Source organism: Enterobacter cloacae complex sp. SHL012, from assembly GCF_049237505.1.
GTDB classification, from domain to species: domain Bacteria; phylum Pseudomonadota; class Gammaproteobacteria; order Enterobacterales; family Enterobacteriaceae; genus Enterobacter; species Enterobacter kobei.
Map to the genome: position 1 here is coordinate 52007 of NZ_JBMKIZ010000008.1, position 21363 is coordinate 73369.

General features: G+C 55.8%; 22 protein-coding genes. 18 read left to right on the forward strand and 4 right to left on the reverse strand.

Annotated elements, in window-relative coordinates; genetic code table 11:
* The first annotated feature begins 119 nt into the window (after positions 1 to 119).
* From ugpA to ugpQ, 4 genes are read left to right on the forward strand one after another with little or no spacing between them, the layout of a single operon-like run.
* Entirely contained in the window at positions 120 to 1007 is an 888-nt protein-coding gene (ugpA, locus tag ACOTY9_RS19975) for a sn-glycerol-3-phosphate ABC transporter permease UgpA (RefSeq protein ID WP_023331792.1), read from the forward strand.
* Positions 1004 to 1849, forward strand: a complete 846-nt coding sequence (gene ugpE / locus ACOTY9_RS19980) for a sn-glycerol-3-phosphate ABC transporter permease UgpE (RefSeq protein WP_348566076.1) — start codon at positions 1004 to 1006, stop codon at positions 1847 to 1849. The genes ugpA and ugpE overlap by 4 nt, the downstream gene beginning before the upstream one ends.
* A 1-nt stretch (position 1850) precedes the next feature.
* Positions 1851 to 2921, forward strand: coding sequence for a sn-glycerol-3-phosphate import ATP-binding protein UgpC (locus ACOTY9_RS19985; protein ID WP_348566075.1), 1071 nt, complete (start codon positions 1851 to 1853; stop codon positions 2919 to 2921).
* Positions 2918 to 3664 carry a glycerophosphodiester phosphodiesterase gene (ugpQ, locus tag ACOTY9_RS19990; RefSeq protein WP_023336597.1) on the forward strand — a complete coding sequence of 249 codons (747 nt, stop codon included), beginning with the start codon at positions 2918 to 2920 and terminating at the stop codon, positions 3662 to 3664. The genes ACOTY9_RS19985 and ugpQ overlap by 4 nt, the downstream gene beginning before the upstream one ends.
* On the opposite strand, the gene ACOTY9_RS19995 is transcribed toward ugpQ, so the two are convergent.
* Positions 3648 to 4025, reverse strand: coding sequence for a DUF2756 family protein (locus ACOTY9_RS19995; protein WP_023331795.1), 378 nt, complete (start codon positions 4023 to 4025; stop codon positions 3648 to 3650). The two genes, ugpQ and ACOTY9_RS19995, sit on opposite strands and share 17 nt — an antisense overlap.
* 123 nt (positions 4026 to 4148) lie before the next feature.
* On the opposite strand from ACOTY9_RS19995, the gene ggt reads away from it, so the two are divergent.
* A complete protein-coding gene (ggt, locus tag ACOTY9_RS20000; protein ID WP_023331796.1) occupies positions 4149 to 5894 on the forward strand; it encodes a gamma-glutamyltransferase in 1746 nt (581 codons plus the stop codon).
* A gap of 87 nt (positions 5895 to 5981) precedes the next feature.
* On the opposite strand, the gene yhhY is transcribed toward ggt, so the two are convergent.
* The gene (yhhY, locus tag ACOTY9_RS20005) at positions 5982 to 6470 is read right to left on the reverse strand and encodes an N-acetyltransferase (RefSeq protein ID WP_014882131.1); all 489 of its coding nucleotides are present in this window, start codon (positions 6468 to 6470) and stop codon (positions 5982 to 5984) included.
* A gap of 256 nt (positions 6471 to 6726) precedes the next feature.
* Here yhhY and ACOTY9_RS20010 point away from each other — a divergent pair, with 256 nt between their 5' ends.
* The 5 genes from ACOTY9_RS20010 (at position 6727) to gntU (ending at position 11668) form a co-directional block, all read left to right on the forward strand.
* Positions 6727 to 7764, forward strand: coding sequence for an oxidoreductase (locus tag ACOTY9_RS20010; RefSeq protein ID WP_045135389.1), 1038 nt, complete (start codon positions 6727 to 6729; stop codon positions 7762 to 7764).
* 123 nt (positions 7765 to 7887) lie between these two features.
* Entirely contained in the window at positions 7888 to 8583 is a 696-nt protein-coding gene (locus tag ACOTY9_RS20015) for a pirin family protein (protein ID WP_000639796.1), read from the forward strand.
* Positions 8584 to 8674: 91 nt separating this feature from the next.
* Entirely contained in the window at positions 8675 to 9670 is a 996-nt protein-coding gene (gene gntR, locus ACOTY9_RS20020; RefSeq protein WP_014882133.1) for a gluconate operon transcriptional repressor GntR, read from the forward strand.
* A 126-nt stretch (positions 9671 to 9796) separates the two neighbouring features.
* Positions 9797 to 10324, forward strand: a complete 528-nt coding sequence (gene gntK, locus ACOTY9_RS20025; protein WP_014882134.1) for a gluconokinase — start codon at positions 9797 to 9799, stop codon at positions 10322 to 10324.
* A gap of 3 nt (positions 10325 to 10327) precedes the next feature.
* Entirely contained in the window at positions 10328 to 11668 is a 1341-nt protein-coding gene (gene gntU / locus ACOTY9_RS20030) for a gluconate transporter (RefSeq protein ID WP_014833577.1), read from the forward strand.
* Between the two features lie 126 nt (positions 11669 to 11794).
* On the opposite strand, the gene plsB is transcribed toward gntU, so the two are convergent.
* Positions 11795 to 14215 carry a glycerol-3-phosphate 1-O-acyltransferase PlsB gene (gene plsB, locus ACOTY9_RS20035; RefSeq protein ID WP_045135390.1) on the reverse strand — a complete coding sequence of 807 codons (2421 nt, stop codon included), beginning with the start codon at positions 14213 to 14215 and terminating at the stop codon, positions 11795 to 11797.
* 154 nt (positions 14216 to 14369) lie between these two features.
* On the opposite strand from plsB, the gene ACOTY9_RS20040 reads away from it, so the two are divergent.
* The 4 genes from ACOTY9_RS20040 (at position 14370) to ACOTY9_RS20055 (ending at position 17186) form a co-directional block, all read left to right on the forward strand.
* Positions 14370 to 14738 carry a diacylglycerol kinase gene (locus ACOTY9_RS20040; RefSeq protein ID WP_014882136.1) on the forward strand — a complete coding sequence of 123 codons (369 nt, stop codon included), beginning with the start codon at positions 14370 to 14372 and terminating at the stop codon, positions 14736 to 14738.
* Positions 14739 to 14846: 108 nt separating this feature from the next.
* Positions 14847 to 15455 (forward strand): transcriptional repressor LexA, encoded by a 609-nt coding sequence (gene lexA, locus ACOTY9_RS20045; RefSeq protein ID WP_014882137.1) that lies wholly within the window; start codon positions 14847 to 14849, stop codon positions 15453 to 15455.
* A gap of 63 nt (positions 15456 to 15518) precedes the next feature.
* Complete coding sequence (dinF, locus tag ACOTY9_RS20050; protein WP_045268816.1) at positions 15519 to 16856, forward strand: MATE family efflux transporter DinF; 1338 nt, start codon at positions 15519 to 15521, stop codon at positions 16854 to 16856.
* 120 nt (positions 16857 to 16976) lie between these two features.
* On the forward strand, positions 16977 to 17186 hold the full coding sequence (locus ACOTY9_RS20055; protein ID WP_014882139.1) for a CsbD family protein: 210 nt from the start codon (positions 16977 to 16979) through the stop codon (positions 17184 to 17186).
* Positions 17187 to 17235: 49 nt separating this feature from the next.
* On the opposite strand, the gene zur is transcribed toward ACOTY9_RS20055, so the two are convergent.
* Positions 17236 to 17748, reverse strand: coding sequence for a zinc uptake transcriptional repressor Zur (gene zur / locus ACOTY9_RS20060; protein ID WP_014882140.1), 513 nt, complete (start codon positions 17746 to 17748; stop codon positions 17236 to 17238).
* 115 nt (positions 17749 to 17863) lie between these two features.
* On the opposite strand from zur, the gene ACOTY9_RS20065 reads away from it, so the two are divergent.
* The 4 genes from ACOTY9_RS20065 (at position 17864) to pspG (ending at position 21292) form a co-directional block, all read left to right on the forward strand.
* Positions 17864 to 18352, forward strand: a complete 489-nt coding sequence (locus ACOTY9_RS20065) for a cupin domain-containing protein (RefSeq protein ID WP_014882141.1) — start codon at positions 17864 to 17866, stop codon at positions 18350 to 18352.
* 223 nt (positions 18353 to 18575) lie between these two features.
* Positions 18576 to 19835 (forward strand): conjugal transfer protein TraF, encoded by a 1260-nt coding sequence (gene traF / locus ACOTY9_RS20070; RefSeq protein ID WP_176602214.1) that lies wholly within the window; start codon positions 18576 to 18578, stop codon positions 19833 to 19835.
* An 82-nt stretch (positions 19836 to 19917) separates the two neighbouring features.
* Positions 19918 to 20913, forward strand: coding sequence for a tRNA dihydrouridine(20/20a) synthase DusA (gene dusA / locus ACOTY9_RS20075; protein WP_063614487.1), 996 nt, complete (start codon positions 19918 to 19920; stop codon positions 20911 to 20913).
* 136 nt (positions 20914 to 21049) lie between these two features.
* On the forward strand, positions 21050 to 21292 hold the full coding sequence (gene pspG, locus ACOTY9_RS20080; RefSeq protein ID WP_014882144.1) for an envelope stress response protein PspG: 243 nt from the start codon (positions 21050 to 21052) through the stop codon (positions 21290 to 21292).
* Positions 21293 to 21363: the final 71 nt, after the last annotated feature.

A 21363-nucleotide genomic window follows, 5' to 3' on the forward strand; every position in this document is an offset into this window, starting at 1 on the left:
TGCCCCTCACCCTAACCCTCTCCCCATAGGGGAGAGGGGACTGCACGGAGCCGTCTTTTCTCCCTCGCCCCTTTGGGGAGAGGGTCGGGGTGAGGGGTGAATACCAACAGAGCTAACCTATGTCATCATCCCGTCCGGTGTTCCGTTCCCGCTGGCTGCCCTATCTTCTGGTCGCGCCGCAGCTGGTCATCACCGTTATCTTCTTTATCTGGCCTGCGGGCGAAGCGCTGTGGTACTCGGTACAAAGCGTCGACCCGTTCGGGCTGTCCAGCCAGTTTGTTGGCCTGGACAACTTCACCGCGCTGTTCCACGACAGCTACTATCTGGACTCCTTCTGGACGACGATGAAATTCAGCGCGCTGGTCACCGTCAGCGGTCTGGTCGCTTCGCTGTTCTTTGCCGCGCTGGTGGACTACGTGGTGCGCGGCAGCCGCCTGTATCAGACCCTGATGCTGCTGCCTTACGCCGTCGCGCCCGCCGTTGCGGCCGTGCTGTGGATCTTCCTGTTTAACCCGGGGCGCGGGCTGATTACCCATTTCCTGGCCGAATTGGGTTACGACTGGAACCACGCCCAGAACAGCGGTCAGGCGATGTTCCTGGTGGTGTTCGCCTCGGTGTGGAAGCAGATCAGCTATAACTTCCTGTTCTTCTTTGCCGCACTGCAGTCCATCCCGCGTTCGCTGGTGGAAGCGGCGGCGATTGACGGCGCAGGGCCGGTTCGCCGCTTCTTCAGATTATCGCTGCCGCTGATCGCCCCGGTGAGTTTCTTCCTGCTGGTGGTTAACCTCGTGTACGCCTTCTTCGACACTTTCCCGGTGATCGACGCGGCGACCGCGGGCGGCCCGGTGCAGGCGACCACGACGCTTATCTATAAGATCTACCGCGAAGGCTTTGCGGGGCTTGATCTCTCGGCCTCCGCCGCGCAGTCGGTGGTGCTGATGTTCCTCGTCATCATCCTCACGGTGGTGCAGTTCCGCTATGTTGAAAGTAAGGTGCGCTACCAATGATTGAGAACCGTCGCGGGCTGACGATTTTCAGCCATACCATGCTGATTTTAGGGATCATCATCATCCTGTTTCCGCTGTACGTGGCGTTTGTCGCCGCCACGCTGGACACCAAAGCGGTGTTCGACACGCCGATGACGCTGATCCCAGGTTCGCATTTGTTTGAGAACATGAAGACCATCTGGACCCAGGGCGTGGGCGCGAACAGCGCGCCGTTCTGGCTGATGATGCTCAACAGCTTCATCATGGCGTTCGGCATCACCGTCGGCAAAATCACGGTGTCGATGCTCTCCGCCTTCGCCATCGTCTGGTTCCGTTTTCCGCTGCGCAACCTCTTCTTCTGGATGATCTTTATCACCCTGATGCTGCCGGTGGAAGTGCGTATCTTCCCGACGGTGGAAGTGATCGCCAACCTAAAGATGCTCGACAGCTACGCGGGCTTAACCCTGCCGCTGATGGCCTCGGCGACCGCCACCTTCCTGTTCCGCCAGTTCTTTATGACCCTGCCGGACGAGCTGATTGAAGCCGCGCGTATCGACGGCGCGTCACCTATGCGCTTCTTCCGCGATATCGTGCTGCCGCTGTCGAAAACCAACCTTGCGGCGCTGTTTGTGATCACCTTTATCTACGGCTGGAACCAGTACCTGTGGCCGCTGCTGATTATCCAGGACGTCAGCCTCGGCACCGCCGTCGCGGGCATCAAAGGCATGATTGCCACCGGCGAAGGCACCACCCTCTGGAACCAGGTGATGGCGGCGATGCTGCTCACCCTTATCCCACCCGTAGTCATTGTTTTAGCCATGCAGCGCGCGTTTGTCCGCGGCCTGGTCGATAGCGAGAAATAAGATGGCAGGTTTAAAACTTCAGGCAGTAACCAAAAGCTGGGACGGCAAAACCCAGGTCATTCAGCCGCTGACGCTCGACGTAGCGGACGGGGAATTTATCGTGATGGTTGGCCCGTCCGGCTGCGGCAAATCCACCCTGCTGCGCATGGTGGCGGGGCTGGAGCGCGTGACCTCGGGCGATATCTGGATTGACCGCCAGCGCGTCACCGAGATGGAACCGAAGGATCGAGGTATTGCGATGGTGTTTCAGAACTACGCCCTCTATCCGCACATGAGCGTGGAAGAGAACATGGCGTGGGGGCTGAAAATCCGCGGCATGGGCAAAGGCCATATCGACGAGCGCGTCAAAGAAGCGGCACGCATTCTGGAACTGGACGGCCTGCTCAAGCGCCGCCCGCGCGAGCTCTCCGGTGGTCAGCGCCAGCGCGTGGCGATGGGGCGCGCCATCGTGCGCGACCCGGCGGTATTCCTGTTCGATGAACCGCTCTCCAACCTGGATGCCAAGCTGCGCGTGCAGATGCGTCTTGAGCTGCAGCAGCTCCATCGCCGTCTGAAAACCACCTCCCTGTACGTGACCCACGATCAGGTCGAAGCTATGACCCTTGCCCAGCGCGTGATGGTGATGAACAAAGGCATCGCCGAGCAGATTGGTACGCCGGTGGATGTTTACGAGAAACCGGCCACCCGCTTTGTGGCGAGCTTTATCGGCAGCCCGGCAATGAATTTGCTGGAAGGGCGTATCAGCAATGCAGGCACGCACTTTGAGCTGGAAAGCGGGATGGCATTACCGATCAACTGGTACTATCGTGGCTACGCCGGGCGTAAGATGACGCTCGGGATCCGCCCCGAGCATATCGGTTTAACCTCTCAGGCGGACGGCGGCGTGCCGCTGGTGATGGACACGCTGGAGATGTTGGGGGCAGATAACCTGGCGCACGGGCGCTGGGGCGAGCAAAAAATGGTGGTGCGTCTGGCACATCAGGAGCGCCCGAAAGCAGGCAGCACGTTGTGGCTGCACCTGCCGGAAAATCATCTGCACCTCTTTGATGGTGAAATAGGACAACGAGTATGAGCAACTGGCCTTATCCCCACATCGTCGCCCACCGTGGCGGCGGTAAACTGGCGCCGGAAAATACCCTGGCGGCGATTGATGTTGGCGCGCGCTACGGTCACACGATGATCGAGTTTGACGCCAAGCTGTCGAAGGACGGCGAGATTTTCCTGCTGCATGACGACAACCTCGAACGCACCAGCAACGGCTGGGGCGTGGCGGGTGAACTGCCGTGGCGCGATCTGCTGAAAGTGGATGCCGGAAGCTGGTACAGCGGTGAATTCAAAGGCGAACCGCTGCCGCTGCTGGCGGAGGTGGCGGACCGCTGTCGTCAGCACGGCATGATGGCAAACATTGAAATCAAACCGACCACCGGCACCGGGACGCTGACGGGTAAAGTCATTGCGCTGGCCGCGCGTGAGCTATGGGAAGGGATGACGGCGCCGCTGCTCTCCTCGTTTGAAATTGACGCCCTGGAAGCGGCCCAGGCTGCCGTGCCTGAACTCCCGCGTGGGCTGCTGCTGGACGAGTGGCGTGAGGACTGGCGCGAGCTGACGACCCGCTTAGGCTGTGTCTCTATCCATCTCAATCACAGGCTGCTGGACGAGGCGCGGGTGAAGATGCTCAAAGACGCGGGTCTGCATATTCTGGTTTATACCGTGAATAAACCCCAGCGTGCAGCCGAACTGCTGCGCTGGGGCGTGGACAGCATCTGTACCGATGCCATAGACCTGATCGGCCCGAATTTTAGTTCTGCGGGTTAAGCATACTGCCATTCGACTGCGACGGCAGCATATGCTGCTGTCCGCTGCCTGACGACGTCATCCCACCTAACATCCCACCGTTTTTATTCGGCAGCGGCTGCTCACGCACCTGTCCCTGCTGCACGCGCTGGGTGTTGGCGTTCATCTGATTTTGCAGGCTCTGCTGCTGCATCTGGGTCTGTGTTTTCAACTGCTGGTTCAGCATCCCTTTTTGCTGTTGCTGCTGGCTCATCATCTCCGTCTGCATACGCTGCTGGCTCGGGATGACATAACCCTGCTGGTTCGGGTTGTTCATGGTGTTAAGTGGCTGTGCGAGCGCGGCAAACGGGATCAGCGCCGCAAGAATCAGTAAGCGTTTCATTGTCATTTCCTCCTGTTGAGGTCTCTCTTAAGTTTACCCTGATTTCACCATGACGATGATTTTTTAGGAGTTGTGAACCAGGCTTAAGCGGGGAATATGGATCCCTTCACCTGGAGAACAATAATGATGAAACCAACGTTTTTGCGCTGGGTCGCCATCGCCGCGCTGATGGCAGGCGGGACATTTAGCGTGGCGGCCAACCCGCCAGCGGCTCCGCCAGTATCGTATGGCGTGGAGGAAGATGTTTTTCATCCCGTGCGGGCAACCCACGGTATGGTGGCGTCCGTGGATGCGCTGGCAACCCATGTGGGCGTCGACATTCTCAAACAGGGCGGTAACGCGGTAGATGCGGCGGTCGCGGTGGGATATGCACTGGCGGTAACGCACCCGCAGGCGGGGAATCTGGGTGGCGGTGGCTTTATGATGCTGCGCACCAAAGACGGCAAAACGACCGCCATCGACTTCCGCGAAATGGCGCCTGCTCAGGCGTCCCGCGATATGTTCCTCGACGACCAGGGGAACCCGGACAGTAAAAAATCCCTGACTTCCCATCTCGCAAGCGGCACGCCGGGCACCGTGGCGGGCTTCTCGCTGGCGCTGGAGAAATATGGCACCATGCCGCTGAACAAAGTGGTGCAGCCAGCCATTAAACTGGCCCGGGACGGCTTTGTGGTGAATGACGCTCTGGCGGACGATCTCAAAACCTACGGCAGTGAAGTGATTCCCAATCACGAAAACAGTAAAGCCATCTTCTGGAAAGACGGCGAGCCGTTGAAGAAGGGCGATAAGCTGGTGCAGAAGAACCTCGCCAAAAGCCTTGAGCTGATAGCTGAAAACGGTCCGGACGCGTTCTACAAAGGGGCGATTGCTGACCAGATTGCTGAAGAGATGAAGAAAAACGGCGGGCTCATCACCAAAGCGGACCTGGCCGAGTACAAGGCGGTAGAGCGTGAGCCAATTAGCGGAACCTATCGCGGCTACGAAGTCTTCTCGATGCCACCGCCGTCCTCCGGCGGGATCCACATCGTGCAGATCCTCAATATTCTTGAAAACTTCGATATGCATAAGTTCGGCTTCGGCAGCGCGGATGCGATGCAGGTAATGGCGGAGGCCGAAAAACGCGCCTACGCCGACCGCTCGGAATACCTCGGTGACCCGGACTTCGTGAAGGTGCCGTGGCAGGCGTTGACCAACAAGGCATATGCCAAATCCATTGCTGATGAGATCGACATCAACAAGGCTAAACCGTCCAGCGAGATCCGCCCCGGCAAGCTGGCACCGTATGAAAGCAACCAGACCACCCACTTCTCGGTGGTGGATAAAGACGGTAACGCGGTGGCGGTGACCTATACGCTCAACACCACCTTTGGTACCGGGATTGTGGCGGGCAACAGCGGCATTCTGCTTAACAACGAGATGGATGATTTCTCTGCCAAGCCGGGCGTGCCGAACGTCTACGGTCTGGTCGGCGGCGATGCGAATGCGGTTGGGCCGAAGAAGCGACCGCTGTCATCCATGTCACCCACTATCGTGGTGAAAGACGGTAAAACCTGGCTGGTCACCGGCAGTCCTGGCGGAAGCCGGATTATCACTACGGTATTGCAGATGGTGGTCAACAGTATCGATTTTGGGATGAACGTCGCCGAAGCGACCAACGCGCCGCGTTTTCATCACCAGTGGCTGCCGGATGAACTGCGCGTTGAGAAGGGCTTTAGCCCGGACACCATCAAACTGCTGGAGCAACGTGGACAGAAGGTGGCGGTAAAAGAGGCGATGGGCAGCACCCAGAGCATTATGGTCGGGCCGGACGGCGCGCTGTTTGGGGCGTCGGACCCGCGCTCGGTGGATGATTTAACAGCGGGGTACTGATTTTGTTGCCCGGTGGCGCTGCGCTTACCGGGCCTACAACGGCACGAATGTAGGCCGGGTAAGGCGAAGCCTCCACCCGGCAACAAACTACTTCATTCTCGCCATATAATACGCATCCACATACTCACCGTTGCGCAGGGCGTAGCGCTTGCCAGTACCTTCAATCTCGAATCCGTGTTTTTTGTACACGGCTATTGCCGGCTCGTTATCCACAAACACCGTTAATTCGATGCGGTCGACGCGCAGCCAGTTGTCGCACATGTCGATCATGGTGCGGATCAGCGCGCTGGCGACGCCGCGGTTGTGCCACTGTGCGCCTACGCAGATACCAAAATCGGCCACGTGGCTGCGGCGCGGGCGCTGGGCAACATCAATGGTGAGGTGCCCAACCACGATATCGTCAATACAGGCAACCAGTTGCTTAATACCGGGCTGGTCGCCTAGCCGCATCTGCCACATTTCCAGCGAAGGGTGAGGAACCTGTAGCGTGTTGTGGTACACCTCCGGCTGGGCGTGGATCTGACGAATGGCGTCATAATCTTTCGGTTCCGCGTGGCGTATCACAATCTCACTCATCCCTTGTTCCTCAGTCAGTTAAATGTCCCTCTCAACATCAATGACTTTAAAATTTGAGTCAACCGCTATTTTTTGCAAAAAGTATTGGACAAGTGCGAATGAGAATGATTATTATTGCTCTGCATTCAGGAAGACCCCTACGGGAACCTGAAAGCACGACATTGCTCACATTGCTTCCAGTATTACTTTAGCCAGCTTTTAGCTGGCTTTTTTTTTGTTATGGTTAGACTCAATAACCTTCCAAAAGGACTGAGCCATGACACTACATTGCGCATTTATTGGATTTGGTAAAAGTACGACCCGCTATCACCTGCCGTATGTTCTCAACCGTAAAGACAGCTGGCACGTCGCGCACATCTTCCGCCGCCGCGCGAAGCCGGAAGAGCAATTCCCGCAGTATTCCCATATTCATTTCACCAGCGATCTCGATGAGGTGCTTAACGACCCGCAGGTTAAGCTGGTGGTTGTCTGCACCCACGCCGACAGCCATTTTGACTATGCGAAACGCGCGCTGGAAGCGGGCAAAAACGTGCTGGTGGAAAAACCGTTCACCCCAACCCTTGCCGAAGCGAAAGCGCTGTTCGCGCTGGCAAAAAGCAAAGGGCTAACCGTGACGCCGTACCAGAATCGTCGCTTTGACAGCTGTTTCCTGACGGCGAAAAAAGCGATTGAAAGCGGTAAGCTCGGTGACATTGTGGAAATCGAAAGTCACTTTGATTACTATCGTCCGGTAGCGGAAACCCAACCCGGGCTGCCTCAGGATGGCTCTTTCTACGGGCTTGGCGTGCACACCATGGACCAGGTCATCTCCCTGTTTGGCCGGCCGGACCACGCTGCGTATGACATTCGCAGTCTGCGCAATAAAGCCAACCCGGACGATACCTTTGAAGCGCAGCTGTTCTACGGTGACCTGAAAGCCATCGTCAAAACCAGCCATTTGGTGAAAATCGACTATCCGAAATTTATCGTTCACGGCACCCGTGGCTCGTTCATCAAGTACGGTATCGACCAGCAGGAGACGAGTCTGAAGGCCAACATTATGCCGGGTGAACCGGGCTTTGCGGCGGATGATTCCGTGGGCGTACTGGAATATGTCAACGACGAAGGCGTAACGGTCAAAGAAGCGCTGAAGCCGGAAACCGGCGACTATGGTCGCGTCTACGATGCGCTGTTTGAAACGCTGACCCGCGGGGCACCCAATTACGTCAAGGAATCTGACGTTCTTACCAACCTCGAACTGCTCGAACGGGCGTTCGAACAGGCTTCTCCTGCCACGATCACCCTCGCGAAATAAGCAAAAACGGCTCCTCTGCGCTTGTTCACAATTTTTGAACAGAGGAGTCAATTTTCACCCTCTATGATCCCAGGCCGTTTGCGTCCACACTTACTCCATCGAAACGAACTGAGGGTGAAAACAATGATCTATTTACGCAAAGCAAACGAACGTGGTCACGCGAATCATGGCTGGCTGGACTCATGGCATTCATTCTCGTTTGCCGACTACTACGACCCGAACTTCATGGGCTTCTCTGCACTGCGCGTCATTAACGACGACGTGATTGATGCAGGTCAGGGCTTCGGTACCCACCCGCACAAAGACATGGAAATCCTGACCTATGTGCTGGAAGGGGCGGTTGAGCACCAGGACAGCATGGGCAACAAAGAGCAGGTTCCGGCGGGCGAGTTCCAGATCATGAGCGCGGGTACCGGGGTGCGTCATTCCGAGTACAACCCGAGTAAAACGGAAAAACTGCACCTGTATCAAATCTGGATCATTCCAGAAGAGACCGGCATCACGCCGCGCTATGAGCAGCGCCGCTTCGACGCCAAACAGGGCAAACAGCTGGTGCTGTCCCCGGATGCGCGTGAAGGTTCCCTGAAAGTGCATCAGGACATGGAGCTGTACCGCTGGGCGCTGGCGAAAGATGAACAGTCTGTGCATCAGATTGCCGCTAACCGCCGCGTCTGGATCCAGGTAGTGAAAGGTGAGGTGTCCATCAACGGCACCAAAGCCACCACTGCCGATGGTCTGGCGATCTGGGATGAGCAGGCACTCTCCGTGCACGCCGACAGCGAAAGTGAAATCCTGCTGTTTGACCTGCCGCCGGTCTAAATAATTTCTCAACCTTCCCTTTAAACGGGGAAGGTTGAGCTTTGTCCGTGATAAACTGAGCAAATCTCTCACTTCAAGATTTCTCAGGACGATGAAAAAGAAACGCCCCGTACTTCAGGATGTCGCCGATCGCGTCGGTGTGACCAAAATGACGGTCAGCCGCTTTTTACGTAACCCGGAACAGGTTTCCGTGGCGTTGCGTGGCAAGATTGCCGCAGCCCTTGATGAACTGGGTTATATCCCCAACCGCGCACCCGATATTCTCTCCAATGCGACCAGCCGTGCGGTGGGTGTCCTCCTGCCTTCCTTAACCAACCAGGTTTTCGCCGAGGTGCTTCGCGGCATTGAAAGCGTCACCGATGCGTTTGGTTACCAGACCATGCTCGCCCACTACGGGTACAAGCCGGAGCTGGAAGAAGAACGTCTTGAATCCATGCTTTCCTGGAACATCGACGGCCTGATTTTAACCGAACGTACGCACACTGCCCGCACGCTCAAAATGATTGAAGTGGCGGGTATTCCGGTGGTGGAGCTGATGGACAGCCAGTCGCCGTGCCTCGACATCGCCGTGGGTTTTGATAACTTCGAAGCGGCACGTCAAATGACGGCGGCCATCATCGCCCGGGGACATCGTCATATCGCTTATCTGGGCGCGCGTCTTGATGAACGTACTATCATCAAACAGAAGGGATACGAGCAGGCGATGCTCGACGCGAACTTAACCCCGTACAGCGTAATGGTTGAGCAGTCCTCTTCCTATACGTCGGGTATTGAGCTGATGCGTCAGGCGCGACGCGAGTATCCGCAACTGGACGGTATTTTCTGTACCAACGATGACCTTGCGGTCGGTGCAGCGTTCGAATGCCAGCGTCTAGGGCTGAAGATCCCGGAAGATATGGCGATTGCGGGTTTCCACGGCCATGACATCGGCCAGGTTATGGAGCCGCGTCTGGCGAGCGTGCTGACACCGCGTGAACGTATGGGCCGCATTGGCGCAGAACGCCTGCTGGCGCGCATTCGTGGCGAGACGGTTACGCCTAAGATGTTAGATTTAGGTTTCACCTTGTCACCGGGTGGATCTATTTGAGCTGACAAATTTGAACTAGCTCACACTTATTCACTTCGCGCACGTTTGGATATTGCTTCTCTTTTGCCCCGGCAGGACAATGTTACCGATAACTGTTACCCGTAACAATTGACTGAGGGACACCCTTTGAGCACGACTAATCATGATCACCACGTTTACGTCCTGATGGGCGTGTCCGGTAGCGGTAAATCTGCCGTGGCGAGCGAAGTGGCGCATCAACTCCAGGCTGCGTTTCTTGATGGTGACTTCCTCCATCCGCGCAGCAACATCATGAAAATGGCCTCCGGCGAGCCGCTGAACGACGACGATCGCAAACCGTGGCTGCAGGCGCTGAACGACGCCGCATTCGCCATGCAGCGTACCAACAAAGTTTCGCTGATCGTCTGCTCCGCGCTGAAAAAAACCTACCGCGATCTGCTGCGCGACGGCAACCCGAACCTCTCTTTCATCTACCTGAAAGGCGATTTCGAGGTGATTGAAAGCCGACTGAAGGCGCGTAAAGGTCACTTCTTCAAAACCCAGATGCTGGTGACGCAGTTCGACGCGCTCCAGGAGCCGGGTGAAGATGAGAAAGACGTCTTAGTGGTTGATATCGATCAGTCACTGGAGGGTGTTGTAGCCAGCACCATCGAGGTCATTAATAAAAGGCAGTAAGTTTTGAGTACATTAACGCTAGTTTTGACAGCAGTGGGTTCGGTATTGCTGCTGCTGTTTTTAGTGATGAAGGCGCGTATGCACGCCTTCGTTGCTTTGATGGTGGTTTCTATTGGTGCAGGTCTCTTTTCCGGTATGCCGCTCGACAAGATCGCTGCGACGATGGAAAAAGGGATGGGAGGCACGCTCGGCTTCCTGGCGATAGTGGTCGCGCTGGGCGCGATGTTTGGCAAGATTTTACATGAGACGGGCGCGGTCGATCAGATTGCCGTCAAGATGCTGAAATCCTTCGGCCACAGCCGCGCGCACTATGCGATTGGTCTGGCGGGTCTGATTTGCGCGCTGCCGCTGTTCTTCGAGGTGGCGGTTGTGCTGCTGATTAGCGTGGCATTCTCTATGGCGCGTCATACCGGTACCAACCTCGTGAAGCTGGTCATTCCGCTGTTTGCGGGCGTGGCGGCAGCGGCAGCGTTTCTGTTGCCTGGGCCCGCGCCGATGCTGCTGGCCTCCCAGATGCACGCTGACTTTGGCTGGATGATCCTGATTGGCCTGTGCGCCGCGATCCCGGGAATGATCATTGCCGGCCCGCTGTGGGGCAACTTCATTAGCCGTTACGTTGAGCTGCACATTCCGGATGACATCACCGAGCCGCATTTGGGCGAAGGCAAAATGCCGTCCTTTGGCTTCAGTCTGTCACTGATCCTGCTCCCGCTGGTCCTCGTGGGTCTGAAAACCATCGCAGCGCGTTTTGTGCCGGTGGGCTCTACCGCCTACGAATGGTTTGAGTTCATTGGTCACCCGTTTACGGCGATCCTGGTGGCGTGTCTGGTGGCTATTTACGGCCTGGCGATGCGTCAGGGAATGCCGAAAGACCGCGTGATGGAGATCTGCGGTGCCGCGCTGCAGCCTGCGGGTATTATCCTGCTGGTGATTGGTGCCGGTGGCGTGTTCAAGCAGGTGCTGGTGGATTCTGGCGTGGGCCCGGCTCTGGGTGAAGCGCTGACCGGAATGGGCCTGCCGATTGCGGTAACCTGCTTCGTGCTGGCGGCGGCCGTGCGTATTATCCAGGGTTCCGCCACCGTGGCGTGTTTAACTGCGGTGGGTCTGGTAATGCCGGTGATTGAACAGCTGAACTACTCCGGTGCGCAGATGGCAGCGCTGTCTATCTGTATCGCAGGCGGTTCAATTGTGGTCTCTCACGTTAACGACGCTGGCTTCTGGCTGTTCGGTAAATTTACCGGCGCCACCGAAGCGCAAACCCTGAAAACCTGGACGCTGATGGAAACCATCCTCGGTACGACGGGTGCGATTGTCGGGATGATTGCCTTTACGTTGCTGAGCTGAATGCGGTGATTTAACCCGGCTCAAAAATAAGGCCCGGTAGCGTTAACGCTGACCGGGCCTTAATCTTTTCATCTTATGCAGAACATCAGGCCGGGAAAGGTGAAACCACCACCCGGCTTTTTTACATCACTCGCCCTGCGTCGCGCTCTCAATCGTCAAGCGCACATCTGACGTAATCAGCTCTGCCAGCATCTGGTAAACCTTCAGCGTCTCTTCTGGCTCGGCATCGCCCGTATCACTGATGAAGCCTTCATCACGCAGCGTCAGCACGAGGGAACTGAAGACCGCTTTGTCGAAGAATTCTGGTGCGTTAATGCCGTGTAGCACAGACAGGCGCTGTGCCAGCGTCCGGCTCTCTTTCTCCAGCGTACCGCGGTTGATCGACGGGTTCGCACTTAGCAGCCAGAACGTAATGGCGTAGCGCTGCAACGTTTCGCGCGCGCCGGCCGCCAGCAGCTGCAGGGTTCGGGAGCGTGACGGATTGATATGCAGCTCATCGCTGGCAACGGTGATCAGCCCCTGACGACGAAGTTCTTCCGTCAGTTTATCCAGCTCAACGGCCAGCTCATCTTTGCTCCAGCGCAGGAACAGCTCCGCTTTCAGCATCGGGTAGAGCGTATCAACGTGACGCAATAGCTCCTGACGTGAAATGTGGCGATGCTGGGTAATGATGGCCGCCATCAGCGACGGCAGCATCAGCATATGCGCGATGTTGTTGCGATAGTACGTCATCAACACGGCCTGTTCGCGCGGCAGAATGATGATGTCGCCGATCGTGTCCTTCTCGACTTCAAACTTGTTCATCTGCAACGCGTGATCGATGAGCTCGCTGGCGGTAGCCGCAGGAACCGTTGAATCAACCGAGTAAGGCACGTTGCGCATCATGTCCAGGTAGCAGTCCAGCTGCTCCGTGAGCTGTTCACGGGTCAGGGAGCGCTGACGAGAAGCCAGTAGCGCGGTACAGCACAGGTTCATGGCGTTAGCCGCCCCCGCGTTGTTAATACGCACCATCAGCTCGGATGCAATGCCGTTAACCGTTGGTGTCAGCCAGGCAGGACGAACCGCTTCGATAGGATCGATGGATTCGCGCCACTCCGGAACGTGATGGTTCAGGTACGTCATCAGCGGCATTGGCTCGCCAAAGTTCACGTAGCCCTGACCCAGGTTGCGTAACTTGCTCAGGCCGCGCAACATCTGCGGCAGGCTCTCTTTCTCTTTGGTTGCGCCACGCAGTTCTTTGGCATACGTACCCACTTCCATGACGTGCTCATAACCAATGTAGATAGGCACCAGCGTGATCGGACGGGTTCCGCCGCGCAGCATCGCCTGAATGGTCATCGACAGCGTGCCGGTCTTCGGATCAAGCAGACGTCCGGTACGGGAGCGACCACCCTCCACGAAGTACTCCACGGAATAGCCGCGGCTGAACAGTTCGCCCAGATACTCGCGGAACACGGTGGAGTAGAGCTTATTGCCCTTGAAGGTACGACGGATAAAGAAGGCGCCCAGGCGGCGGAAGATCGGGCCCGCTGGCCAGAAATTCAGGTTAATACCGGCCGCGATGTGCGGTGGTACCAGCCCCTGGTGATAGAGCACGTAGGAGAGAAGCAGGTAGTCCATGTGGCTGCGGTGGCAGGGGACATAGACAATTTCATGGCCATCATGCGCCAGCTGGCGTACACGCTCGGCGTTATGAACGTTGATGCCCTGATACAGGCGGTTCCAGGTAAAGCCGAGAATACGATCGGAAAGGCGAATCATCTCGTAAGAGAAGTTCGCGGCAATCTCTTCCATCAGCGCAATGGCGTTCTGCTGGGCTTTCTCATGCGAAATCTTCTTGCTACGCGCTTCGTCTTCAACGGCGCGGGCGATCGCTTTGGAGGCCAACAGTTTGTTGAACAGGTCCTGACGCGCCGGGAGTCGTGGCCCGACGGCAGCGAGGCGCTGACGGGCGAAGTGCATACGTGCTACGCGCGCCAGCTTCTGCGCGATGATCTTGTCGGTACCGTGCTCATCTGCCATTCGGCGCAGTGAAACGGAAGGGGAGAAGCGCACAAAGCTGTCGCGTCCCAGCCAGGAGACCGCGAAGAACTTCTGGATGCCGTTAAGCATACGCAGCGGCGGATTCTCTTCGCCTTTTTCACGGCCCGGACGGCGGCCAAACATCACCGATACCGGCACCATCTGCACATCCAAATCGGGATTGCTGCGGTGCAGGTCGAGATAGTCGTGGAACAGCTTAATGGACTCTTCTTTTGGCGTGTAATAGGTAAATACACGCGGCCCGCCATGAATGAACACGTAGCGCGGCAGCAACGTGCCGTCGACTTCCAGCGGTTCAAGCGGGTCAGGTAAGTCATGCGCCAGACATTGGGCGCGAAGGGTCAGTAAGTCTGCCTTCGAGTTATAAGGCAAAACGTACATAATAGGACGCGACGTATCGAGCCCCAATTCCAGCGCGGGTTCTGCTGGGATAGACTTGCTTTTTACCAGGATGCTTAATGGTAAATTAAGTAATTTGTAGTAAATTCGTGGCCAGCCGGACATAAACGATGTAAAGCCTCTGGTTAATAATGCAATTGCGGCGCAAGGATAACAGAAAGCGCGCAAAATTTCTGTTGTTACCCGTCATACTTCAGGCTGTAGCGAAACGCGCTACAGTTCCTGTTACTGACGCTTTTTTTCATAAAAGGTTCTTTTAATGGCCAATAATACCACTGGGTTAACGCGTATCATCAAAGCCGCCGGCTATTCATGGAAAGGTTTCCGTGCCGCGTGGATCAACGAAGCCGCCTTTCGTCAGGAAGGTGTCGCCGCTATCATCGCGGTCATCATCGCCTGTTTCCTTGATGTCGATGCTATTACCCGCGTACTTCTCATCGGTTCCGTGCTTCTGGTGATGATAGTGGAAATTCTCAATAGCGCTATTGAGGCCGTTGTTGACCGTATTGGCTCAGAGTTCCACGAGCTCTCCGGTCGCGCGAAAGACATGGGTTCTGCCGCTGTGCTGCTGGCGATTATCACTGCGGTTATTACCTGGGTCACGCTGCTTTGGTCACATTTCCGATGAGCCTCGAGGAATAATTAAGTCCCTGGTTTTTTGTGCAGTTTTTGGTTCCAAAATCACCTTTGACTGTATATACTCACAGCATAACTGTATATACACCCAGGGGGCGGAATGAAAGCATTAACGACCAGGCAGCAAGAGGTGTTTGATCTCATTCGGGATCATATCGGCCAGACGGGTATGCCACCCACGCGTGCGGAAATCGCTCAGCGTCTGGGCTTCCGTTCTCCAAATGCTGCCGAAGAACACCTGAAAGCGCTGGCACGTAAGGGCGTGATTGAAATTGTTTCAGGCGCGTCACGCGGTATCCGCCTGCTGGTGGAAGAAGAGACGGGCATTCCGCTGATAGGCCGTGTTGCTGCAGGTGAGCCGCTGCTGGCACAGCAGCATATCGAAGGCCACTACCAGGTTGATCCTGGTATGTTCAAGCCGAGCGCAGATTTTCTGCTGCGCGTAAGCGGCATGTCGATGAAAGATATCGGCATTCTCGACGGCGATCTGCTGGCGGTACACAAAACGCAGGATGTGCGGAACGGCCAGGTGGTGGTCGCGCGCATTGATGACGAAGTGACCGTTAAGCGTCTGAAAAAGCAGGGTAACACCGTTCAGTTGCTGCCCGAAAACAGCGAGTTCTCTCCCATTGTGGTCGATCTCCGCGAACAGAGCTTCTCTATCGAAGGTCTGGCGGTCGGTGTGATTCGCAACGGTGAATGGCTGTAATCTCTTCCTGACAGGCTACGGTTCCGCTGTAGCCTGCCTTATTGACCACTCCCGGTGTTTCTCATGTCACTGCTGACGGCATCCGATAAGGCATTGTGGCGTCTTGCACTGCCGATGATTTTCTCCAATATCACCGTGCCCTTGCTGGGTCTGGTCGACACGGCCGTTATTGGGCATCTCGATTCCCCTGTCTATCTTGGCGGTGTGGCGATTGGCGCGACGGCAACCAGCTTCCTCTTTATGCTGCTGCTCTTTTTGCGCATGAGCACCACCGGACTTACGGCACAGGCGTATGGTGCAAAAGATCCGTTACGTCTGGCGCGGGCGCTGGTGCAGCCGCTGATTCTTGCGTTAGGTGCGGGCGCGTTAATCGTTTTACTCCGCGATCCCCTGATTGACCTTGCGCTCCATATCGTTGGCGGCAGTGAGGCGGTACTGGAGCAGGCGCGACGTTTTCTCGAAATCCGCTGGCTCAGTGCGCCCGCTTCGCTGGCAAATCTGGTTCTGCTGGGTTGGTTACTGGGCGTTCAGTATGCTCGTGCGCCAGTGATTCTGCTGGTCGTGGGAAACCTGCTCAACATCGTGCTGGATCTCTGGCTCGTGATGGGCCTCCATATGAACGTGCGGGGCGCGGCACTGGCGACGGCGATTGCTGAATACGGGACCTTTGTGATGGGGCTGTGGATGGTCTGGCGCGTGCTGGCGATGCGCGGGATCTCCCTCGCGCTGCTGAAAACCGCATGGCGCGGCAATATCCGTAAGCTGCTGGCGCTTAACCGTGACATCATGCTGCGCTCGCTGCTTCTGCAACTCTGCTTCGGCGCGCTGACGGTCTTCGGTGCACGGCTGGGGCCTGAAATCGTCGCGGTCAACGCGGTATTGATGACGCTGCTGACGTTTACCGCCTATGCGCTGGACGGCTTTGCCTACGCGGTTGAAGCACATTCAGGGCAGGCGTATGGCGCACGTGAAAGCGGGCAGCTTCATGATGTCTGGCGGGCAGCCTGCCGTCAGTCAGGACTGGTATCGCTGGTGTTTGCCGTGGTCTATGCCTGCTTCGGCGAACAGATTGTTGCTTTACTGACCTCTCTCCCTGCGCTGCGCGAACTGGCGAGCCACTATCTCATCTGGCAAGTCATCTTACCGGTGGTGGGTGTCTGGTGTTATCTGCTGGACGGCATGTTTATTGGTGCGACGCGCGGGGCGGAAATGCGTAACAGTATGGCCGTTGCGGCGGCGGGATTTGGCCTGACGCTGCTGACGCTTCCCTGGCTGGGTAATCACGGTTTGTGGTTGGCGCTTGCGGTCTTTCTCTCTCTGCGTGGCCTGTCGCTGGCTTTTATATGGCGCCGCCACTGGCAAAACAATACCTGGTTTCCTTCGCGTCACGATATATCGTGATGGTTAAAGATTCCGAATATGAAATCAACTGCCGAATCCTTAACTACAATAATTATCACGTCCAGCAGAAAAGAACGTAACGGACGTTACGACCCGACGCTTAACTAAGAGGACACGATGATGAATAAAGACGAAATCGGCGGCAACTGGAAGCAGTTCAAAGGTAAAGCGAAAGAACAGTGGGGTAAGCTGACAGATGACGATATGACCGTCATTGAAGGTAAGCGCGATCAGCTTGTCGGTAAAATTCAGGAACGTTACGGCTACGCGAAAGATCAGGCGGAAAACGAAGTCAAAGACTGGGAAACCCGCAATGATTACCGCTGGTAACGCTGAATAACCTACTGGGGCGGCTTCAGGCCGCCTTTTCTTTTGGCTGCTAACGCGGCTTTTTTTTCACCAGAATAGAGTGGTCATGCTGACACTCATCCTGATGTCGACACGCTTCCACCTCGACACACGCTGAACACAGCCCGTGTGCTTCAATCACATTATGACGCAGGGCAAACCCCATTCTTGCCGCCAGCGTATGCATAATGTCTTCCACGCCTTCCGCAGCTTCTTCTTTCACTACGCCACAACGGTCGCAGATAAACATGGCCGACGTGTGGGTGGGCTGATCGAAAAGATGGCACAGTACATAGCTGTTTGTGGATTCCACTTTATGAACAAATCCTTGTTCCAGCAGGAAATCCAGCGCGCGATACACTGTTGGCGGTTTAGCCTGCGGCTCGCTTTCGCGGAGCAGGTCGAGCAGGTCATAGGCGCTGATGGCACCCTGTTGCAGGCTCATCAGACGTAAGACTTCAAGGCGCTGCGGAGTCAGGCGCACATTGCGTTGCGCGCACAGCTTTTCGGCCTGCGCTAACAGCTCTTTTGTGGACTTATCCATTGAGCACCTCGGATGTTCTGGGACGTAAAACCCTCACTTTATCATGTTCTGGTAAAAACACCGATATCCGTCAGGCTGTGCTATACCTGACGCATCGCAAATCGGGAATATCATCATGAAAAAACCAGACTGTATTAAGCACTGGCGCGACATAGAAGGGCCGGATGACGCCACCTACCCCGACAGTAATGAGCTCTTTTCTATCGGTGCACCGCTGGCCCGCAGCCTTGGCCTCCGACGTATCGGCATTCATCATGAGCGTTTATTGCCCGGGCGTCGGACATCCTATCCCCATGCAGAGAGTGACGAAGAAGAGTTTATCTACGTGCTTGAGGGCTATCCTGAAGCCTGGATTAATGGCTATTTGTGGAAACTTGAACCCGGCGACAGCGTGGGCTTTCCTGCCGGAACCGGCGTCTGCCATACCTTTATCAACAACACGGATGAAGAGGTTCGATTACTGGTGGTGGGCGAGGCCAACAAGAAGCACAACCGCATCTACTATCCGCTCAATCCGGTCTATGCCGCCACGCGGGAGGATCGCTGGGTTGACCATCCTCCGCAGTTTTTTGGCCCGCATGATGGAAAACCTGTGAAAAAATAATTTCCTCTTCTATAAATATTGAAGGCCGTCACAAATTACAACAGGCCGTAAGGGAATTTCACTTAGGGAAAGAAATAGCGGGTCTTTTGCTTCTTATTCACAGCAATAGTTCGTTCCTGTTTGGGTGATAACAGACAGGGGTTATCTAATAACAAACTATTACGGGCATACTGTGAAAAAACATTTTAAATTTTCGGTGGTTAGCATTGCTGTTTCCCTGTTTATGGCAAATCAGGCGGGAGCAGCCAATACCTGGACAGAATCACGTAGCGACGCCATGGGCGGGACGGGCGTAGCCGCTGGCAGTTATGGCAGCGGAGCGTTAATCAACCCCGCGCTGCTGGCAAAGGCAAAACCGGACGATGATGTGACGGTCATTTTGCCATCCGTTGGGGTGCAGGTGACGGATGAAGACAATCTTCAGGATGAGATTGATACCATCAACGACAAAATCAATCACTATAAGGATGTGGTTGATAACCTTACGCCTATTGAAGTCATCACCAATCCGTTAGGTTCGATCAACCAGTTCCAGGGCGCGGCCAAAGATCTTGCCGATGAACTGGACTATCTCAAGGGTAAAACTGCACGTGCAACGGCAGGGGCAGGACTTGCCGTGAGTATCCCTAACGATGTGCTTTCCGTGGCCTTTATGGCCAAAGGTTATGCTCATGGTCGGGTTAGCTCATCTATCGACCAGCAAGATATTGATTATCTGCGCAGTATTCAACGAAGCGATGTGGTTGCTGCCGGTGTTGCCCTGGATGCAGCGCTGAATGGCACGGATCAGATTACCAAAAACCTCAACTCAACGGCGTCTGGCCGGGCGGCGATTGTGTCCGACTACGGTATTGCGGTTGCCCGTCAGTTCGATCTCGGGGGCATCCCGGTTTCCGTTGGCGTCACGCCAAAACTGCAAAAAACCTGGATCTATAACTACACCACTTCCATCTACGATTACGACAGTAATAAGTGGAACGATAGCCGCTACCGTACAGACGATACGGGCTTTAACGTTGATGCTGGTATTGCCGCTGATTTTGGCGAAAACTGGACGGTCGGCCTGAGCGGGCAAAACCTGATGTCACGCGATATCGACAGCAAGGATATCCGCATCCGCAACGGGCGTACGGGAGAAGTGGTGAGCTATAAAGACACCTACCAGATCCGTCCGCTGGTCACCGCGGGCGCCGCCTGGCACAACGATCTTGTTACGCTGACCGCTGATGGCGATCTGACCGAAACCAAAGGTTTCAAGAGCGAAGATACGTCGCAGTATGTTGGGGTAGGTGCTGAAGTAACCCCGCTGAGCTGGCTGGCGGTACGCGCAGGTTATCGCGCTGACGTGAAGGGTAACGACAGCAACGTCTTTACCGGTGGTGTCGGCTTCGCGCCGTTCAACACCGTGCATGTTGACCTGATGGGCCTCTACGGTGAAGACGAAACCTGGGGCGCAGGGGCACAGCTAAGCATGACGTTCTAAAGTGCACCGGAGGCGCTGCGCCTCCGGCTTTTCTTTGTGCTATAGTAGCGCCCCTTTTCCACCAGATGCTTAAAACTTCGCCATGTTGTCAGAATACCAGACCGCTTTCCCAGCACACCGTTTCTCCATTGCGCCAATGCTCGACTGGACGGACAGACACTGCCGCTTCTTCCTGCGTCAGCTCTCCCGCCATACGCTGCTGTACACCGAAATGGTGACCACTGGTGCAATCATTCACGGCAAGGGCGACTATCTGGCATACAGTGAAGAAGAGCATCCGGTTGCCTTGCAGCTGGGTGGCAGCGATCCGGCCGCGCTGGCGCAGTGTGCGAAGCTGGCGGAAGCGCGCGGCTATGACGAGATTAACCTCAACGTTGGCTGTCCTTCAGACCGTGTGCAAAACGGTATGTTCGGTGCGTGTCTGATGGGGAACGCGCAGCTGGTTGCCGACTGTATCAAGGCGATGCGTGATGTGGTCTCCATTCCCGTGACGGTCAAAACCCGTATCGGCATTGACGACCAGGACAGCTACGAATTCCTGTGCGATTTCATCAACACGGTGTCCGGCAAAGGCGAATGCGAGATGTTTATCATCCACGCCCGTAAAGCCTGGCTCTCCGGCCTGAGCCCGAAAGAGAACCGTGAGATCCCACCGCTGGACTATCCGCGCGTATATCAGCTTAAACGTGATTTCCCGCATCTGACGATGTCGATCAACGGCGGTATTAAGTCGCTTGAAGAAACCAAAGCGCACCTCGAACATATGGACGGCGTGATGGTCGGACGCGAGGCCTATCAGAACCCGGGCATTCTGGCGACGGTCGACCGTGAAATCTTTGGCGTTGACGGCGCCGATACCGATCCGGTTGCCGTCGTGCGCGCCATGTATCCTTACATTGAGCGCGAGCTGAGCAACGGCACCTATCTCGGCCACATTACCCGCCATATGTTGGGCCTGTTCCAGGGCATACCGGGGGCGCGGCAGTGGCGTCGTTACCTCAGTGAGAACGCACATAAAGCCGGTGCGGATATCGAGGTGCTGGAACATGCGCTGCGACTGGTCGCAGATAAGCGATAATTTTCGCTAAAAGATCGTCAAATTCACCACGCCCTGCATATCATTGCGGGGCGTTTTTCTTTAAGAACAATGATTTACTTTTGGCATGATTCTTGTAATACAAACTGTATTACTCGGGAACTCGTGGGAGAGCACCATGCTGGAACTACTTTTTGTCATTGGCTTTTTTGTCATGCTGTTAGCCACGGGCGTTTCGCTGCTCGGCATTCTCGCTGCGCTCGTCGTGGCGACGGTGGTGATGTTTATCGGCGGACTGTTTGCCCTGACCATCAAACTGCTGCCGTGGTTATTACTGGCCATTGCGGTGGTGTGGGCGATACGGGCGATTAAATCACCAAAACTGCCGACTTATCAGCGCAATAACCGCTTCCGTTACTAAGGTATTGAGGGGTTCGTCACATACTTGTAACTTTCCCGGCAGCATTACTTAGAACAGAATAGGATTTACTT

Excerpts from the sequence above, each read along its gene's own strand:
- lexA (WP_014882137.1), top strand. The coding sequence starts at position 14,847 with ATGAAAGCATTAACGACCAGGCAGCAAGAGGTGTTTGATCTCATTCGG.
- ACOTY9_RS20040 (WP_014882136.1), top strand. The coding sequence starts at position 14,370 with ATGGCCAATAATACCACTGGGTTAACGCGTATCATCAAAGCCGCCGGC.
- ACOTY9_RS20010 (WP_045135389.1), top strand. The coding sequence starts at position 6,727 with ATGACACTACATTGCGCATTTATTGGATTTGGTAAAAGTACGACCCGC.
- gntR (WP_014882133.1), top strand. The coding sequence starts at position 8,675 with ATGAAAAAGAAACGCCCCGTACTTCAGGATGTCGCCGATCGCGTCGGT.
- ACOTY9_RS20015 (WP_000639796.1), top strand. The coding sequence starts at position 7,888 with ATGATCTATTTACGCAAAGCAAACGAACGTGGTCACGCGAATCATGGC.
- dusA (WP_063614487.1), top strand. The coding sequence starts at position 19,918 with ATGTTGTCAGAATACCAGACCGCTTTCCCAGCACACCGTTTCTCCATT.
- dinF (WP_045268816.1), top strand. The coding sequence starts at position 15,519 with ATGTCACTGCTGACGGCATCCGATAAGGCATTGTGGCGTCTTGCACTG.
- pspG (WP_014882144.1), top strand. The coding sequence starts at position 21,050 with ATGCTGGAACTACTTTTTGTCATTGGCTTTTTTGTCATGCTGTTAGCC.
- ACOTY9_RS20065 (WP_014882141.1), top strand. The coding sequence starts at position 17,864 with ATGAAAAAACCAGACTGTATTAAGCACTGGCGCGACATAGAAGGGCCG.
- zur (WP_014882140.1), bottom strand. The coding sequence starts at position 17,748 with ATGGATAAGTCCACAAAAGAGCTGTTAGCGCAGGCCGAAAAGCTGTGC.
- ACOTY9_RS19985 (WP_348566075.1), top strand. The coding sequence starts at position 1,851 with ATGGCAGGTTTAAAACTTCAGGCAGTAACCAAAAGCTGGGACGGCAAA.
- traF (WP_176602214.1), top strand. The coding sequence starts at position 18,576 with ATGGCAAATCAGGCGGGAGCAGCCAATACCTGGACAGAATCACGTAGC.
- ACOTY9_RS19995 (WP_023331795.1), bottom strand. The coding sequence starts at position 4,025 with ATGAAACGCTTACTGATTCTTGCGGCGCTGATCCCGTTTGCCGCGCTC.
- ggt (WP_023331796.1), top strand. The coding sequence starts at position 4,149 with ATGATGAAACCAACGTTTTTGCGCTGGGTCGCCATCGCCGCGCTGATG.
- yhhY (WP_014882131.1), bottom strand. The coding sequence starts at position 6,470 with ATGAGTGAGATTGTGATACGCCACGCGGAACCGAAAGATTATGACGCC.
- ugpE (WP_348566076.1), top strand. The coding sequence starts at position 1,004 with ATGATTGAGAACCGTCGCGGGCTGACGATTTTCAGCCATACCATGCTG.
- plsB (WP_045135390.1), bottom strand. The coding sequence starts at position 14,215 with ATGTCCGGCTGGCCACGAATTTACTACAAATTACTTAATTTACCATTA.
- ugpQ (WP_023336597.1), top strand. The coding sequence starts at position 2,918 with ATGAGCAACTGGCCTTATCCCCACATCGTCGCCCACCGTGGCGGCGGT.
- ACOTY9_RS20055 (WP_014882139.1), top strand. The coding sequence starts at position 16,977 with ATGAATAAAGACGAAATCGGCGGCAACTGGAAGCAGTTCAAAGGTAAA.
- ugpA (WP_023331792.1), top strand. The coding sequence starts at position 120 with ATGTCATCATCCCGTCCGGTGTTCCGTTCCCGCTGGCTGCCCTATCTT.